We start from the raw sequence: 14,570 nt of genomic DNA, 5'->3' as shown, positions 1-14,570 counted from the left end.
ATCGTTGGCTTTTCGTCCGCTACGCGGACCATTCCTCACTTCGCTGCGGCCGGTTGCGACATCGCCGTCTTCATGACGCCCGGCAGCGGCGAGGTATCGCCGTCCTTGGCGGCCTTCAGCGCCAGGTGCACCAGCACGCCAAGATAGGCGATCAGCAGCAGCACATAGAGGATGAGATAGATGGCGAGCGTCAGCGCGACATGGCTGCCGGCGACCGGGCCGATAGCGTCGGCGGTTTTCAGCACGCCGGTGACCAGCCAGGGCTGGCGGCCGATTTCGGTGGTGTACCAGCCGGCCAGCGTCGCCAGCCAGCCCGACAGCGCCATCGGCACCATCAGCATGGCCAGCGGCCTCGGCAGGCTGTGGCGGCGCTTGAGGAAGAAGGTCGCCGACCACGAGACGATGAGCATCAAAATGCCGGTGCCGACCATGATGCGGAAGCCCCAGAACACCGGGAAGACCGGCGGATGCAGGCCGGGATAGTCGTTCAGCCCCGGCACGATGCCGCTGGTGGAATGGCGCAGCACCATGCTGGCGCCGTCGGGAATGGCGATCTCCAATTTGTTTTCCTTCGCCGCCTCGTCGGGCAGCGCAAACAGCACCAGCGGCACGTTGGGGCCGGTGTTCCAGTTCGCCTCCATGGCAGCGATCTTCTGCGGCTGGTGCTCCAGCGTGTTCAGCCCGTGCTGGTCGCCGGCAAAGATCTGGATCGGGATCAGGATGGCGGCGGTGAAGACCCCGGTGCGCAGCGCCTTCCACATCGATTCCGACCGGTCGCCGGTGAGATAGCGCAGCGCCGACAGGCCGGCGATCAGGAACGACACCGTCAGGCCGGAGGCAAGCAGCATATGTGTCAGACGGTAGGGCATGGACGGGTTGAAGACGATCGCCCACCAGTCGATGGGATGCGCCTTGCCGTCGATCATCTCGAAGCCGGCCGGCGTCTGCATCCAGGAGTTCAGCGCAATGATCCAGAAGGCCGACAGCGTGGTGCCGCCGGCGACCAATACCGTCGCCAGCGTGTGGACGCGGTTGGAGACGCGGCGGAACCCGAACAGCATGATGCCGAGGAAGGCCGCTTCGAGGAAGAAGGCGGTGAGGATCTCGTAGGCAAGCAGCGGCCCGGCGATGTTGCCTACATGCTCCATATAGCCCGGCCAGTTGGTGCCGAACTGGAAGCTCATGGTGACGCCCGAGACCACGCCCATGGCGAAGGACAGCGCGAACACCTTTACCCAGGTGAAATAGGCGCGCATCCAGGCGGAATCGCCGGTGGCGTTGTAGCGGAGCTTGAAGAACAGCAGCACCCAGCCAAGCGCAATCGTGATGGTCGGAAACAGGATGTGGAACGAGATATTCGCCCCGAACTGCATTCGCGACAGGATGAGCGGGTCCATGCGGGCTCCGGCTGCTGTTTGTTGGCGCAGAATAGGCGGCGGATGCGGTCCGGTCAAAGCGGCTTGGCGTCACGCGGGGCGCGTTGTCGCAGCAGATGGGATCAATCCGTCAGTGCCCCGATACCCCCATGACGAAACGGCAAAGGGGAACGTTTGTCCACAATTGTCAGCAGCGGCATTGACTTCCCGCCGTGCGCACCGACATTCAGCGCAATAATAATCCCCGCCTCTTTCAAACAGTCGTTTTCGGCCTCATGTCTTCCACTAATTTGCCTTCCATCATTTCGATTTCCGGGGTCACCAAGACCTACGCCACCGGCTTCAAGGCGCTGAAGGAAATCAACCTCGACATCGAACGCGGCGAGATTTTCGCGCTGCTGGGGCCGAACGGCGCCGGCAAGACGACGCTCATCTCGATCGTCTGCGGCATCGTCAACCGTTCGTCGGGAACGGTGACCGTCGACGGCCACGACATCAACCGAGACTACCGCGCCGCGCGCAGCCTGATCGGGCTGGTGCCGCAGGAGCTGACCATCGACGCGTTCGAGAGCGTCTGGGCAACCGTAACCTACAGCCGCGGCCTGTTTGGCAAGGCGCCCAATCCGGGCTTCGTCGAAAAGGTGCTGCGCGACCTGTCGTTGTGGGACAAGAAGGACGCCAAGGCGATCACGCTGTCGGGCGGCATGAAGCGGCGGCTGATGATTGCAAAGGCGCTGTCACATGAGCCGCGCATCCTGTTCCTCGACGAACCCACGGCCGGCGTCGACGTCGAACTGCGCCAGGACATGTGGGCGATGGTGCGGCGGCTGCGCGACGATGGCGTCACCATCATCCTCACCACGCACTATATCGAAGAGGCCGAGGCGATGGCCGACCGTGTCGGTGTCATCAACCGCGGCGAGATCATCCTGGTGGAGGGCAAGGCCGAACTGATGCGCAAGCTCGGCCGCAAGCGCCTGATCGTCGAATTGCGCAACCCGCTCACCGCCATTCCCGATGCATTCTCGCACTACGCCTTGGAGCTGTCGGGCGATGGCACACAGCTGACCTACACCTATGACAACCAGAGCGAACGCCCCGGCGTCGCATCGCTGCTGCGCGAACTCGAGACGGCCGGCATCCAGTTTCGCGACATGGACACGCAAAACAGCTCGCTCGAGGAGATCTTCGTCAATCTGTTGAGGCAAGAGCCATGAATTGGCGAGCAGTATGGGCGATCTACCGGGTCGAGATGGCGCGTGCGTTCCGCACCGTGCTGCAGAGCATCGTCTCGCCGGTGATCTCGACATCGCTTTATTTCGTCGTCTTCGGCTCGGCCATCGGCTCGCGCATCACCGAGATCGACGGCATCAGCTACGGCGCCTTCATCGTGCCCGGCCTGATCATGCTGTCGCTGTTGACGCAGTCGATCTCCAACGCCTCCTTTGCCATCTATTTCCCGAAATTCGTCGGCTCCATCTACGAGCTCTTGTCGGCGCCGGTGTCGTATCTGGAGATCGTCATCGCCTATGTCGGCGGCGCCGCGACCAAGTCGATCATCCTCGGCTTGATCATCCTGGCGACGGCCTCGCTGTTCGTGCCGCTCACCATCCAGCATCCGTTCTGGATGCTGGCCTTCCTTGTCTTGACGGCGGTGACCTTCAGCCTGTTCGGCTTCATCATCGGCATCTGGGCGAAAAGCTTCGAGCAATTGCAGCTGGTGCCGCTGTTGATCATCACGCCGCTGACCTTCCTCGGCGGCAGCTTCTATTCGATCAACATGCTGCCCGAGACCTGGCGCACGGTGACGCTGTTCAACCCGGTCGTCTACCTGATCAGCGGTTTCCGCTGGAGCTTTTACGGCAAGTCCGATGTCTCGGTCGCCGTCAGCCTGGGCATGACGATGGTGTTCCTCGCCATCTGCATCGCCATCGTCGCTTGGATCTTCCGGACCGGCTACCGGCTGCGCAACTGACCCGCGCCGCCCTAAAGCGCGTCGCGTTTTCTTGCTAGATCGCCTTGATGAGGCGCAGCAACCCCAGCATCTCGATCAGCCTGCCCTCGCGGAAGGCGATGTAGGTCGGTTCTTCGATGCCGTGGAAGCGGCGCTTGAACGCCGCCTGGCCCTTGAGGTTGAACTTGCTGCGGTTGACCCAGGGCGACTCATAGGCCCGCGCGAAGGCGTTGCGCCAGAAGCTCGATTCGGCAAAGCTGTTGGCTCCGACATCGAGCATCGGCGACAGGCCGAGCGTGACGACCGAAATGCCCTCATTGCGAAAGCGGTCGACGGCGAATTTGGTCAGCCCGATTTCGGCATGCGGCGAGGCATCGATGTGCTTGCGCTTGAACGAGGTGGTGTAGCCGATCACCTTGCCGCCGCTGAACATCGGATCGAAATCGAGCAAAGCGACGAGCTCGCCTTCCGGGCTGTAGAGCACGAAACGGCGCATATCGATGCCGAGATGATCGGCAAAGGGGCGGTTGAGGAAGGCCATCTCCCAGCGCTTGACGATGCGGTCGGCCCGCCAGTTCTGCGACAGGCGCTGGACCTCGTCGAGATAGACCGCTCCTTCGCCAAAGGAAAACCCCTTCTTCAAAAGCCAGCGTTCGGAATAGCGCACGGTTTCGTTGCGCTTGCCGGAAAAATCGTGAGCCGGCAGCTCCAGCCGCGTGTCGACGCCGAGGCGGTTGACCTGGTAGCCGAGCCCGGCCAGAACGTGCCCCGTCGGTTCGCCGATCTGCACGAACCACGGGCTGTCGGCGGCTTCGACAAAGCGCCTGATATAGTCGGGCCGATCGGCCGGATGGGCCACCGGGTCACCGAGCGCGAAATGGTGCTTCATCTTGGTCCCGAAGGCGATGTAGCCGTCGGCGTCGCCGAAATAGGACAGTTTTTGCTGCACGGCGGTCGAATAGGCCAGCGAGAAGTCGCCGTGGTGGCGGACAAGCGCCAGCCGCTCGACGTGCGAAAAATCCTGGCGCGGCACCTTGGCTGCGGCGCCCTCCAGCAGTCTGTCGAGAAAGATGCGCAAGGAGGGCATGGTCGAGCTTCCGCGTGCCGATGATAAACAGAGGCTTGCCCCCAGGGCCTCGAATCAGTCGCATTGACGCGACCTCATTATCGATCATATCGCCCCTGTGCCATATGCGACGTGCCATATAGGACGGTCCCCATGGCGCACCTGAAAGGGAATCTCGACCGAATGGCGGCTACGACAAGCGAAACGATGCCTATCGTCCTGGGGCCGAAAGGACCCGACTATACGGTTATCGTCATCGGCGCCGGAGCGGCGGGGCTGGCGGCCGCCGACGCGCTTGGCCGGCGCGGCGTGCGGGTCGTCGTGCTTGAAAAGGAGCCGCGGATCGCCGAACCGTGGCGACGGCGGCACGAGAAGCTGACCCTCAACACGCATCGCGCGCTATCGGCCCTGCCCGGCCTTGCCTATCCGCCACGCACCGCCGCCTTTCCGAACAAGGATGCCATCGTCGGCTATCTCGAGGATTTTGCCCGCGCGCGCGGCATAAGGGTCGAATTCGGCACCGCCTCGATCGGATCGAGCGCAGCGGCAATGGCTGGCTTGTTCATACCGGCCAAGGAGTGCTGAGCACCCGCAATGTCATCATCGCTACCGGCCGCGACCGCTTGCCATGGACGCCGGACTGGCCGGGCAAGGCCTCCTTTTCGGGCAAACTGATCCACGCCGCCGACTTCGGCACGGCGGACGACTACGCGGGCAAAAAAGTGCTGATAGTCGGGGCCGGAAATTCCGGCTTCGACGTCCTCAACCACCTCGCCCGCGCCGACGCGAAAGCCGTGTGGCTGTCGGCCAGGCAAGGTCCATCGCTGATGCCCAAGCGGATCGGCAAGGTTGCCGTGGCGCGCTTCGGCGGTTTCATGGCGATGCTGCCGACGTGGATTGCCGATGCCGCGATTGCCGCGACGCAGCGGCTGGTGTTCGGCGACCTCACCCGCTTCGGCCTGCCGCCAGCGCCGAAGGGCGGCGCCAGCCGGCTCGGCGTCGAGCAGATCGCTATTGCTGTGACGACAGCGCCGTCGCAGCGCTGAAGGCCGGACGGATTTCGGTGGTGGCGCCGGTGGCGGCTTTCGAAGGCGCCGCCGTGCGGCTGAACGACGGCACGGTGCTCGAGCCGGATGTGGTGATCGCGGCAACCGGCTATCGCACCGACCTGGAGGCCATGCTGGGCGATCTCGGCGTGCTCGACAAGGGCGTGCCGAAGGCCAATGGCGGCACCCCGAGCGGCCAGCCCGGCCTGTGGTTCATCGGCATGCGGCCAAGCCTGACCAGCTATTTCCACAGCGCCGGCCTGCAGGCCGAAGCGATTGCCCGTCAGATCGCCAAGGGGTTGTAGACGAGCGCTTCTGGACGGAGAACCACCGCACTTCGGGCTGCTGCTGTGGCGCGGACTGGTGGTTCAACGCATCTGCAAGACGGGATCGAATATCCTGGCGATTGGGCGAAACGCCATCCCGTCGTCATCCACGGGCGAAGCAAGGAGCGTAGCGACGCGGCGCAGACCCGAGGATCCATGCCGTGACTTCTGAGCTACGCTGCGTTGCAGGTTCTGCTCCGCTGCTTCCACGGCCAAGGCATGATCCCTGGGTCTCCGCGACGGAGCTTCGCTCCTGCTTCGCCCAAGGACGACGAAGTTGAGATGCTTGCAACCAACCTCCAAAGCAGGCGCTTGAACTCGTTCATTGCATCATTATATAACATGTTATACTTATCCAGGAGACGGACCACCCATGGAAGACATCATTAGATCCCTTGGCTACCTCACCCTCGGCAGCAGGCTGAAGCGTATCGGCGAGCAGTTGCAGGCCGATACGCAGCGCATGCTCGATGGGCTGGAGGTGCCGGTGCAGTCCAGCCAGTATCCTCTGCTGGCCGCGCTCGACCGGCTCGGGCCGCTGCCTGTCGGCGAGCTGGCGCAGTCACTGGGGATCACCCAGCCGGGGGTGACGCGCAGCGTGGCGCTGCTGGCCGAGTTGGGGCTGGTCGAGGCCGCGCCATCGAACGACGACCAGCGCCGCAGGATGATCTCGCTGACCGCGAACGGCCAGCGCCTGGTCGATAAGGCGAAGCGGGACGTTTGGCCGCGCATCGAGAACGCCGTTGCCGACTTGTGCAAAGGCCTTGCAGGGCCGCTTCTCGAACAACTCTCGGCAATAGAGGACGGCCTGGCGGCGGCCCCGCTCGACTGTCGTGTGAAACAGGATGTCGCGCCATGAGCCATGTCCTCGATCGTCCGGTCTGGAGCGCGCTCGACACGCGGCATCGGATCTTTGCGTATGGCGACAGGCTCGCCAGGCGCTATCCCTCCTCGATCGTCCCCTTCGCGGCTTCCGGGGCAGACGACGCTGAGAGCCTGCAGGCGCTCGCAAGCCTCATTCCTGCAGGTGAGAGCGTGTTCATGCTCCAGGCGGACCCCATTGCCTTGCCGCCGGAACTGACCGCGACCGTGACCGCCTTCGGCGTTCAGATGGTTGCCGAGGCGCCATTGCCTTCCGTGTCGGACGAGCGTGTACAGCAGCTGACGCAGGACGACGCGGCCGAGATGCTTGCTTTGGCGTCACTGACCAAGCCCGGCCCGTTCACGCTCAAGGCGCTGAGCCTCGGCGAGTTCTGGGGCGTGAAGATCGACGGCCGGCTGGCGGCGATGGCCGGCGAGCGCATGAAGCAGCCCGGCTACAGCGAACTCAGCGGCGTCTGCTCGCATCCCGAATTTCGCGGCAGCGGCCTCGGCCGGCTGCTGTCGGTGTTCGTGGCCAACCGAATTTTTGCGCGCGGCGAAGTTCCCTACCTGCATGCCTATGCCAGCAATGCCGGCGCGGTTGGGTTGTACGAATCCATCGGCTTCAGGCTGCGGACAGAGATGAATGTGGCCGTCGTGCAGCGCGCCGGATAGGCCGCCTTGCAGGCCTCAGGCTGATTTCGGCTCCAACCGGCGAAAACCCACGGTTTCCATAAGCATATCTTCCTCGACCATGCCGGCATTGTGCAGCGCAAGCAGGTTCAGCGCGATCTCCCGCGCATCCGCGGAATCGGGATGCACGTCGCGCCTGCGGCAGGCTTCGTCGAACACGCGTTGCAGCCTGGCGATGTCGTCGGGTTTCAGCAGGCCACGGTCATACACGGACTTTGGCATCGCAGTCTCCTCCAGAAGACGTAGGACGCCATGTTTAAAAGTCCATTCTTTTCCAATGCTTGAGCGCAGCTGCCTGGGTTTGCACGAATCCGACCGAGCGTGGCAGTCAGACCGCGATCGCGCTGCCATTCATTCAGCACCTCGGCCGTGGCCTGTTCCGCCGCAGTCTGCTTGACGTGCCGCCACGCTTGCGAAACAAGAGCTGCCACAAACGACAGCGAGGCACAAAAGTGAGTTTCTGGGGACTGGCGCAGCTCGTCATTTCGACGGTGATCTTCCTGCTGGCGGCCATCGCGGCCAAGCAATGGGGGCTGGCGCCAAGCCTTGGCAAGATCGTGCTGACACTGGCGCTCTATACGGCGGGCAATCTGATGATGCTGCGGCTGGTTCGTGAGTTCGGCATGTCGGTCTCGTTCAGCCTGTCGGCGGTGATCCAACTGGTGGCGGTCAATGTGGTGGCGCTGGTGTTCTTCGGCGAACGCGTCAATGCCTTGCAGGCGACCGGCATCGTGCTGGCCATCGCGGCGGTGGTGCTGATCTCGCTCGGGCCTTACCTGCAGGGGCGACTGTAATCCGATGAAGACCCCGCGTGCGTTCACCAACTGGCTTGAATTTCCGGTGCTGCTGGCCGGGCTGGTGATAGCCGCCGGGCTGTGGGGCTTCGAGGAACTGATGGAGGTGGCGCGGGCCACCACGCCGCACGCTTTCGATACTGAGATCCTGCTCGCTTTCCGAAAAGTGGGTCAGCCGGATGTTCCCGTCGGCCCGGCATGGCTGGAAGGCGCGATGCGCGACATCACCAGCCTCGGCAGCTCCAGCGTGCTGGTGCTGATCGTAACGGCGGTGATCGTCTACCTCCTGCTGATCCGCAGGCCGAGGACGGCGCTGCTGATCTTTGTCGCGGTGGCCGGCGGGCAGCTGCTGTCGACCTTGCTCAAGGCCGGCATCGACCGGCCGCGCCCCGATCTTGTCTCGCACCTGGCCAACGAGACGTCGCTGTCGTTTCCCAGCGGCCACGCCATGCTGTCGGCGGTGACCTATCTCACGCTGGGCTCGCTGGCAGCGCGCTTCCTGCCGGGACGAACGACGAAAATCTATGTCCTCAGCCTGGCGGTGCTGATAACGCTGCTGGTCGGCGTCAGCCGCGTCTATCTCGGCGTCCACTGGCCTTCCGACGTGCTGGCGGGATGGTGCGCCGGCTTCACCTGGGCGACGCTGTGCTGGCTGGCGGCGCGAATGCTGCAGCGGAACAAGGCGGTGGCCGATGGCAACGAGCCCGAAGACTGACGATCCGGAGCGACATTCAAATCAGCCGGTTGATCAGCCCGTGTCCGCAGCCTGCCAGCAGAAAAACCGCCGACAGCAAGGCTGCCGAAGTCGTCAAGGTCCTGAAAATCTTCAACTGATATTTCCCCGCCAGTAAGAGCCAAGGCGGTAGCGTAGCATGCTCATCCCGTATCCCGTCATCCGGCTTTGTGGAGAGATCATGTTTCATGTATGCTTTATGATGGTTGAAACATCACTATGATTGTATTACACGTCGTCTCCGCAGACTCAGACGGGGGTTCCGACCGATGATCACTGCCGCGCAGATGCGCGCCGCGAGGGCGCTGGCCGGCATCGATCAGAAGACGCTCGCCGAGCGTGCCGGCGTTTCGCTTCCGACAATCCAGCGCATGGAAGCGAGTGACGGCGTGGTCAGGGGCGTGGTCGATACGCTGATGAAGGTTATCCAGGCTCTCGACGAGGCCGGGGTGGAGCTCATCGGCGAGAACCAGACCAGCGAGCGCGGCGGCCGGGGCGTGCGCCTCAAGCCGGTCGCGCCGCCGAACCCGCAAGGCTGAGCCGGCATATAGTCGCGACGGCGACCGCCGACAGTCCTGCCGACGATCCCGCCGCCTTCACGCAAGCGGAAGGCAGTCCATGGATCAGATCCGGCGGGCAGTGCATCAACCGGCCCAGAAGTCGGCAAAGCCGACATTTTCAGAGCTGTTCACGCCCAAGCTGGTGACGGTCTGGCGCGAAGGTTACCGCCTGCCGCAGTTCAAGGCCGACTTCATGGCCGGGCTGACCGTCGCTATTGTCGCGTTGCCGCTGTCGATGGCGATTGCGATTGCTTCGGGCGTGACGCCGGAGCGCGGCCTGTTCACGGCCATTGTCGGCGGCTTCATCGTCTCGGCGCTCGGCGGCAGCCGCTTCCAGATCGGCGGCCCGGCCGGCGCCTTCATCGTGCTGGTGGCGGCGACGGTGCAGCGCGAAGGCGTCGACGGACTGCTGCTGGCGACGATGATGGCCGGCATTTTCCTGCTCGCCATCGGCTATCTCCGGCTCGGAACCTATATCAAATTCATCCCTTACCCGGTGACGGTCGGCTTCACCGCCGGCATCGCAGTCATCATCTTCTCCGGCCAGATCGTCGAACTGTTCGGGCTGAGGCTTGCCGGGCCGGAGCCCGGGCCGCTGCTGCCGAAGCTGATGGCGATCGGCCACGCGGCCGGCACGCTCAATATCTCGGCAACGCTGGTGGCGGCGCTGACCATCGCCACCATCGTGGGGGTGAAGCGCTGGCGGCCCGGCTGGCCGGGCATGCTGATCGCCGTCGGACTGGCCTCCCTTGTCGTGGCGCTGCTTTCGCTGCCGGCGGAAACGATCGGCACCCGCTATGGCGGCATTCCGCGCAGCCTGCCGTTGCCGGCACTGCCGGCACTCAACCTCGACAAGGCGCTTGCGGTGCTGCCGGATGCGGTGGCTTTTGCGCTGCTCGGCGCCATCGAATCGCTGCTCTCGGCCGTGGTCGCCGATGGCATGACCGGGCGGCGTCACCGTTCCAATTGCGAACTGGTGGCGCAAGGCTTTGCCAACATCGCGTCTGCCCTGTTCGGCGGCATCTGCACCACCGGCACCATCGCCCGCACCGCCACCAATGTGCGGGCCGGCGCGCATGGGCCGGTTTCCGGCATGCTGCATTCGCTTTTTCTGCTGGTCTTCATGCTGGTGGCCGCACCAATGGCGAGCTACATCCCGCTTGCCGCCCTTGCCGGGGTGCTGGCGGTTGTCTGCTGGAACATGTTCGAGAAGCAGGCCTTCGCCACGTTGCTGCGCGCTTCGCGCGGCGACGCCCTGGTGCTGATGGCAACCTTCCTGATCGTCGTCTTCCGCGATCTCACCGAAGGCATCGTCGTCGGCTTCGCGCTAGGCTCGATCCTGTTCATCGACCGCATGGCCAAGTCGATCGCCGTGGAGGCGGATTTGCCGCTGGTGCAGGACGATGTCGCCGACAGCAGCGGCCGCGCCTACGATGCAAGCGAGGCAAGCGACGCCGACACCGTCGTCTATCGCATCTCCGGCGCCTTCTTCTTCGGCGCCGCCTCGACTGTCGGCACGGTGCTCGACCGCATCGCCGACCAGCGCAAGAACTTCATCCTCGATTGCTCGGCGGTGCCGTTCTTCGATTCCACCGCGGCCAATGTCATCGAGGGCGCGGCGCACAAGGCGAAGCGCGCAGGGGTGCGTTTCATCATCGCCGGTGCCTCGCCGCAGACACGGCGCATGCTGATCAACCACGGCGTCAAGCGGCCGCTGGTGACCTTTGCCGCCTCGATCAAGGATTCGCGGGCGCAACTCAAAGCCGCGCCCGCTGGCTGAGCCGGCAAGTGTGCGCCGTCAGTCCAGGCTCAGCACCGCGATCTCGCCCTCGTTCATCAGCGGCACGAAGATCCGCGTGCCGTCTGTGCCGATATCGGCGCTGCCCGGCTTGAACTGCTCTACAGCCTTCGGCGCCTCGCCGACTTTGTACCGATAGAGCGTGCCGGTCATGAAGGCGGTGGCGTAGATGCTGTCGCCGATGGCGACGACGCCGTCGAGGTCGGCAAAGTTTTGTGCGCCAGGCAGCGGCGTCACGGCTTTCGTCGCGAGATCGACCGACAGCAGGCCCCCGGGCGCGGCAGTGCTGAAGTCCGGCTTGATGCCCTTGCCCCAGGACGCCACGATCAGCCGATCGCGATCGGCAAAGATGCCGTTGGGTGCGGCGAGCTTCGCATCCTTCACGAACAGTTCCGGCTTGTCGCCGTCAATGCGGTAGATCGCATCGGCCAGCATGTCGGTGACATAAACCTTGCCCGAACTGTCCGATGTCACGTCATTGAGGAAAACGGCGCCGGGCACATCGATCGTCGAGATGAGCTTGCCGCTGGCGAGATCGACGATGCGCACCTTGGTGATGTCGGCGACGTAGAGCTTGCCGCCAGAGATCGCCGAGCCCTTCGGTGCATCCATGCCGGCGGTCCAGTGCCGGCTAACGACCTTGCCGTCCAGCGACAGCACCGAGAGATAGCCGTTGCCGTCGGCCTCCCCGGGATTGCCGACGATGTTGGAGACGATAATGCGATTGTTGGCGGCATCGAACAGCGCCGATTCGGGTTGCTCGAAGCCCGAGGCGCGCCAGAGTTCGGCGGCCTCGGCCGCAGGCACGAGCGCGATACCGAAGGCGGCGAGACAAATAGAGGGGATGAGGGTTTTCACGGCCAGGTCTCCTGTGGTGGATGGCGGAGAGCTAGAGATGTCGATACTTTTCCGGAAGGGCGATTGCCGCTAGTATCGAAACGCGATACCAAACCGCGAGAAAAGAGGTGCATTCCATGAACGGCCTGATCTTCGAGGCGCTGAAGCGGACGCTGAAGGCCAAGGGCGTCACCTATCGTGAGCTAGCCGGGCGTATGGGCATTTCCGAGCCGACGGTGAAGCGCATCTTCCACGAGCGCAACTGCAAGCTCGACCGTCTCATCGGGATCTGCGCTGCCGCCGGCGTCGAGCTGGAAAACGTGCTGGGGTCGATGAACCGGGGGCCGGGACCGGTCAATCGCATCGCGCCGGAGATCGAGCGCAAGCTCGCGGGACGGCCGGCGCTGCTGTTCATCTTCGTCATGCTGTCGGAGAAGTTCACGCCCGAAGGCGTCATGCGCTCGCAAGGCTTGAGCGAAGCCTCGATGTTCCTTTATCTGCGCGATCTCGAAGCGATCGGCCTGATCGCATTGGGCAGCGGGCTGTCGGCACGGCTGCTGGTCGACACACCGATCCAGTGGAATTTCGAAGGGCCGCTCAGGCCGCTATTCGAGATGACAAACAAGAATTTCATCGGCTGGGCGATCACCCATCTGGAGCGGGAAGCGACCTTCGTCTCTTTCTCCAGGCGGATGCGGCCGGAGACGGCGGAGATGGTGAAGCGCGAGGCGGAGGAACTGGCCGAGCGCGCCAAACTGCTCGCCCATCACGACCAGCACACGACGCCGGAAGACGGGCTGACCGGCTACAAATGGACGTTTGCTTTTGGCGCAACCCCGTTTCCGGCGATCATGCCGATCGGCCCGCACCCCAGGGATGCCGGTGCGTCCGACCGGCCCACCGCTCCGGCAAAGGGACGCCGCCCGTTGCCGGCCTGACTGGGCCATCATCCGAGCAGGATTGCATCTGGCGGCTGAGCTTGTCGCGCTCCAGTCCGGAGGTGCTTCAAAAATGAAGCCACATTCATGATAGAGTTCGCGCGCTGATTTGCCAGACTGTACGGGGCGGGTTTGCCGAATGCGTGACCGTCCCCGCAAAATCGAAGTGATCCTATGCCGACCGCGCCAACACTTGAACTTCGCCGCTATTCGCGCCTGAAAAATTTGCGGGAGCGCGCAGAACGCCAGGGTGCTGCATTGCAGTTCTGGGCGCGCACGGCATCGCTCGCCGTGATCTCCTGCTTCTTTTCCTTGATCAGCCGCTGGGATGCCTCGCTGCTCTTCGTGCTGGCGGGCCTCGCGCTGTTCCAACTCGTCGGCCTGATCCAGTTTCGCTTTGCGCGCCGTCGCAACGCGCCATGGTGGATCGGTTACCTCGTCGGTACGCTGGACATCATTCTGTTGACCGTTCTGCTGGTAACGCCCAACCCGTTTTCCCTCGAGGTCGCGCCGGCCGCGATGCAACTGCGCGAGGGCAGCTTCAAATTCCTGCTGATTTTCGTATGCCTTGGCGCGCTGACCCTTTCGACACGATTGGCGCTCTATCTCGGCGCGCTCGCGGCCTTGACGTGGACGATCGGGGTGGGATGGGTGGTTTTTCATGCGGGAACCGTCATTCCGGCAACGAACCTCTATTCGCTGCCGCTGACAGAGCGACTGAATCTCTATCTCAACCCCAATTTCGTCGATACGTTCGCGCAGGCGACCAATGTGTTGGTTGTGCTGATTATCGGCGCGATCATGGCGCTGGTCGTCTCTCGTTCCCGACATCTGTCGGAAGACTATGTCAAGGCGGAGCGCGCCCGCGCCAATCTCGCCCGGCATTTTTCGCCCAATGTCGTCGACCAGCTCGCCACGGATGACGAGCCCTTCGGCCCGGTCCGCCGGCAGGATATCGCGGTGCTGTTCGCCGACATCGTCGGCTTCACACACTATTCCGAGGATCATCCGGCCGAAGCAGTGTTCGAACTACTGCGTCAGTTCCACCGTCGCATGGAGCAGGTCGTCTTCGACCACCATGGCACCGTCGACAACTATATCGGCGATTGCATCATGGCGACCTTCGGGGTTCCGCAAGCCAGCCATGACGACGCAACCCGGGCCATCCGGTGCGCTGAAGCGATGATCGCCGCTATCGAAGACTGGAATGTCCAGCGTGTGTCCAGAGGATATCCGCCGCTGGACGTTCGGATCGGTGCACAATATGGCGCCGTCGTCCTCGGCGCGGTCGGCAGCGAGCGCAACCTGTCCTTCGCGGTGGTGGGCGACACCGTCAACGTCGCCAGCCGTTTGCAGGCGCTCTGCCGGGAGCTTCAGGCGAATATTTGCTTTGGGTCACGACTGATCGAGGCCGCGAAGGCGGAATCGCTCGGGACACAGCTGAATGCGCGCGACCATGGGCCGGTGAGCATCCGCGGCCGGGACGAACCGGTCCATGTCTGGGTCGAACACAGGGCCGAAAACCAGGGCGCCATTGCGGTTTCGGCGTGATGCAGGCCGCCATGTGAGACGCCTGAACCTCATGACT

At 63.7% G+C, this 14,570-nt stretch carries 18 protein-coding genes; 13 read left to right on the top strand and 5 right to left on the bottom strand.

Annotation, left to right across the window (positions count from 1 at the left end; all coding sequences use genetic code 11):
- Window positions 1-35: 35 nt before the first annotated feature.
- Window positions 36-1,397, bottom strand: a complete 1,362-nt coding sequence (locus NKL06_RS16475) for a cytochrome ubiquinol oxidase subunit I (RefSeq protein WP_023692969.1) — start codon at window positions 1,395-1,397, stop codon at window positions 36-38.
- Window positions 1,398-1,666: 269 nt separating this feature from the next.
- On the opposite strand from NKL06_RS16475, the gene NKL06_RS16470 reads away from it, so the two are divergent.
- Both NKL06_RS16470 and NKL06_RS16465 read left to right on the top strand, forming a co-directional pair.
- The gene (locus tag NKL06_RS16470; protein ID WP_023692970.1) at window positions 1,667-2,593 is read left to right on the top strand and encodes an ABC transporter ATP-binding protein; all 927 of its coding nucleotides are present in this window, start codon (window positions 1,667-1,669) and stop codon (window positions 2,591-2,593) included.
- The gene (locus tag NKL06_RS16465) at window positions 2,590-3,351 is read left to right on the top strand and encodes an ABC transporter permease (RefSeq protein ID WP_023681263.1); all 762 of its coding nucleotides are present in this window, start codon (window positions 2,590-2,592) and stop codon (window positions 3,349-3,351) included. The genes NKL06_RS16470 and NKL06_RS16465 overlap by 4 nt, the downstream gene beginning before the upstream one ends.
- A gap of 34 nt (window positions 3,352-3,385) precedes the next feature.
- Here the strand turns inward: NKL06_RS16465 and NKL06_RS16460 are convergent, their stop codons facing one another.
- The gene (locus tag NKL06_RS16460) at window positions 3,386-4,417 is read right to left on the bottom strand and encodes a phosphatidylglycerol lysyltransferase domain-containing protein (RefSeq protein WP_023692971.1); all 1,032 of its coding nucleotides are present in this window, start codon (window positions 4,415-4,417) and stop codon (window positions 3,386-3,388) included.
- Window positions 4,418-4,549: 132 nt separating this feature from the next.
- On the opposite strand from NKL06_RS16460, the gene NKL06_RS16455 reads away from it, so the two are divergent.
- The 5 genes from NKL06_RS16455 to NKL06_RS16435 all read left to right on the top strand — a co-directional run bounded on the left by NKL06_RS16455 (window position 4,550) and on the right by NKL06_RS16435 (window position 7,304).
- Window positions 4,550-4,981 (top strand): FAD-dependent oxidoreductase, encoded by a 432-nt coding sequence (locus NKL06_RS16455; RefSeq protein ID WP_155927226.1) that lies wholly within the window; start codon window positions 4,550-4,552, stop codon window positions 4,979-4,981.
- Window positions 4,975-5,442, top strand: coding sequence for an NAD(P)-binding domain-containing protein (locus NKL06_RS16450; protein ID WP_196814106.1), 468 nt, complete (start codon window positions 4,975-4,977; stop codon window positions 5,440-5,442). Before NKL06_RS16455 ends, NKL06_RS16450 begins: the two co-directional genes overlap by 7 nt.
- Window positions 5,443-5,471: 29 nt before the next feature.
- The gene (locus tag NKL06_RS16445) at window positions 5,472-5,747 is read left to right on the top strand and encodes an NAD(P)/FAD-dependent oxidoreductase (RefSeq protein ID WP_155927222.1); all 276 of its coding nucleotides are present in this window, start codon (window positions 5,472-5,474) and stop codon (window positions 5,745-5,747) included.
- A gap of 394 nt (window positions 5,748-6,141) precedes the next feature.
- Complete coding sequence (locus NKL06_RS16440; RefSeq protein ID WP_023692972.1) at window positions 6,142-6,627, top strand: MarR family winged helix-turn-helix transcriptional regulator; 486 nt, start codon at window positions 6,142-6,144, stop codon at window positions 6,625-6,627.
- Complete coding sequence (locus NKL06_RS16435) at window positions 6,624-7,304, top strand: GNAT family N-acetyltransferase (RefSeq protein WP_023692973.1); 681 nt, start codon at window positions 6,624-6,626, stop codon at window positions 7,302-7,304. Before NKL06_RS16440 ends, NKL06_RS16435 begins: the two co-directional genes overlap by 4 nt.
- A 15-nt stretch (window positions 7,305-7,319) precedes the next feature.
- Here NKL06_RS16435 and NKL06_RS16430 read toward each other — a convergent pair whose 3' ends face one another.
- Window positions 7,320-7,544 (bottom strand): hypothetical protein, encoded by a 225-nt coding sequence (locus NKL06_RS16430; RefSeq protein WP_023687518.1) that lies wholly within the window; start codon window positions 7,542-7,544, stop codon window positions 7,320-7,322.
- A 230-nt stretch (window positions 7,545-7,774) separates the two neighbouring features.
- Here NKL06_RS16430 and NKL06_RS16425 point away from each other — a divergent pair, with 230 nt between their 5' ends.
- Window positions 7,775-8,116, top strand: coding sequence for a hypothetical protein (locus tag NKL06_RS16425; RefSeq protein ID WP_023681268.1), 342 nt, complete (start codon window positions 7,775-7,777; stop codon window positions 8,114-8,116).
- A 4-nt stretch (window positions 8,117-8,120) separates the two neighbouring features.
- Window positions 8,121-8,831 (top strand): phosphatase PAP2 family protein, encoded by a 711-nt coding sequence (locus NKL06_RS16420; protein ID WP_023692974.1) that lies wholly within the window; start codon window positions 8,121-8,123, stop codon window positions 8,829-8,831.
- A gap of 16 nt (window positions 8,832-8,847) precedes the next feature.
- On the opposite strand, the gene NKL06_RS16415 is transcribed toward NKL06_RS16420, so the two are convergent.
- Entirely contained in the window at window positions 8,848-9,039 is a 192-nt protein-coding gene (locus NKL06_RS16415) for a hypothetical protein (RefSeq protein WP_031210574.1), read from the bottom strand.
- 79 nt (window positions 9,040-9,118) lie between these two features.
- Here NKL06_RS16415 and NKL06_RS16410 point away from each other — a divergent pair, with 79 nt between their 5' ends.
- Both NKL06_RS16410 and NKL06_RS16405 read left to right on the top strand, forming a co-directional pair.
- Window positions 9,119-9,388, top strand: coding sequence for a helix-turn-helix domain-containing protein (locus NKL06_RS16410; RefSeq protein ID WP_023673276.1), 270 nt, complete (start codon window positions 9,119-9,121; stop codon window positions 9,386-9,388).
- 79 nt (window positions 9,389-9,467) lie between these two features.
- The gene (locus NKL06_RS16405) at window positions 9,468-11,189 is read left to right on the top strand and encodes a SulP family inorganic anion transporter (RefSeq protein ID WP_023692975.1); all 1,722 of its coding nucleotides are present in this window, start codon (window positions 9,468-9,470) and stop codon (window positions 11,187-11,189) included.
- An 18-nt stretch (window positions 11,190-11,207) separates the two neighbouring features.
- Here NKL06_RS16405 and NKL06_RS16400 read toward each other — a convergent pair whose 3' ends face one another.
- Window positions 11,208-12,065 carry an NHL repeat-containing protein gene (locus NKL06_RS16400; RefSeq protein WP_023692976.1) on the bottom strand — a complete coding sequence of 286 codons (858 nt, stop codon included), beginning with the start codon at window positions 12,063-12,065 and terminating at the stop codon, window positions 11,208-11,210.
- Between the two features lie 116 nt (window positions 12,066-12,181).
- Here NKL06_RS16400 and NKL06_RS16395 point away from each other — a divergent pair, with 116 nt between their 5' ends.
- Both NKL06_RS16395 and NKL06_RS16390 read left to right on the top strand, forming a co-directional pair.
- Window positions 12,182-12,982 carry a helix-turn-helix domain-containing protein gene (locus tag NKL06_RS16395; protein ID WP_023681272.1) on the top strand — a complete coding sequence of 267 codons (801 nt, stop codon included), beginning with the start codon at window positions 12,182-12,184 and terminating at the stop codon, window positions 12,980-12,982.
- A gap of 174 nt (window positions 12,983-13,156) precedes the next feature.
- A complete protein-coding gene (locus NKL06_RS16390; protein WP_023681273.1) occupies window positions 13,157-14,533 on the top strand; it encodes an adenylate/guanylate cyclase domain-containing protein in 1,377 nt (458 codons plus the stop codon).
- Window positions 14,534-14,570 lie beyond the last annotated feature (37 nt).

The sequence above is a fragment of the Mesorhizobium sp. C268A genome (genome assembly GCF_040324475.1).
Lineage (GTDB): Bacteria > Pseudomonadota > Alphaproteobacteria > Rhizobiales > Rhizobiaceae > Mesorhizobium.
Note: the sequence above shows the minus strand (reverse complement) of the source record. Positions and strands in the feature narration are given on the sequence as shown.

What these genes read in the sequence shown, in the direction of transcription:
- NKL06_RS16455 (WP_155927226.1), top strand. Translation starts at nt 4,550, where the DNA reads ATGGCGCACCTGAAAGGGAATCTCGACCGAATGGCGGCTACGACAAGC.
- NKL06_RS16460 (WP_023692971.1), bottom strand. Translation starts at nt 4,417, where the DNA reads ATGCCCTCCTTGCGCATCTTTCTCGACAGACTGCTGGAGGGCGCCGCA.
- NKL06_RS16390 (WP_023681273.1), top strand. Translation starts at nt 13,157, where the DNA reads ATGCCGACCGCGCCAACACTTGAACTTCGCCGCTATTCGCGCCTGAAA.
- NKL06_RS16435 (WP_023692973.1), top strand. Translation starts at nt 6,624, where the DNA reads ATGAGCCATGTCCTCGATCGTCCGGTCTGGAGCGCGCTCGACACGCGG.
- NKL06_RS16395 (WP_023681272.1), top strand. Translation starts at nt 12,182, where the DNA reads ATGAACGGCCTGATCTTCGAGGCGCTGAAGCGGACGCTGAAGGCCAAG.
- NKL06_RS16415 (WP_031210574.1), bottom strand. Translation starts at nt 9,039, where the DNA reads ATGAAACATGATCTCTCCACAAAGCCGGATGACGGGATACGGGATGAG.
- NKL06_RS16465 (WP_023681263.1), top strand. Translation starts at nt 2,590, where the DNA reads ATGAATTGGCGAGCAGTATGGGCGATCTACCGGGTCGAGATGGCGCGT.
- NKL06_RS16430 (WP_023687518.1), bottom strand. Translation starts at nt 7,544, where the DNA reads ATGCCAAAGTCCGTGTATGACCGTGGCCTGCTGAAACCCGACGACATC.
- NKL06_RS16420 (WP_023692974.1), top strand. Translation starts at nt 8,121, where the DNA reads ATGAAGACCCCGCGTGCGTTCACCAACTGGCTTGAATTTCCGGTGCTG.
- NKL06_RS16475 (WP_023692969.1), bottom strand. Translation starts at nt 1,397, where the DNA reads ATGGACCCGCTCATCCTGTCGCGAATGCAGTTCGGGGCGAATATCTCG.
- NKL06_RS16440 (WP_023692972.1), top strand. Translation starts at nt 6,142, where the DNA reads ATGGAAGACATCATTAGATCCCTTGGCTACCTCACCCTCGGCAGCAGG.
- NKL06_RS16410 (WP_023673276.1), top strand. Translation starts at nt 9,119, where the DNA reads ATGATCACTGCCGCGCAGATGCGCGCCGCGAGGGCGCTGGCCGGCATC.
- NKL06_RS16405 (WP_023692975.1), top strand. Translation starts at nt 9,468, where the DNA reads ATGGATCAGATCCGGCGGGCAGTGCATCAACCGGCCCAGAAGTCGGCA.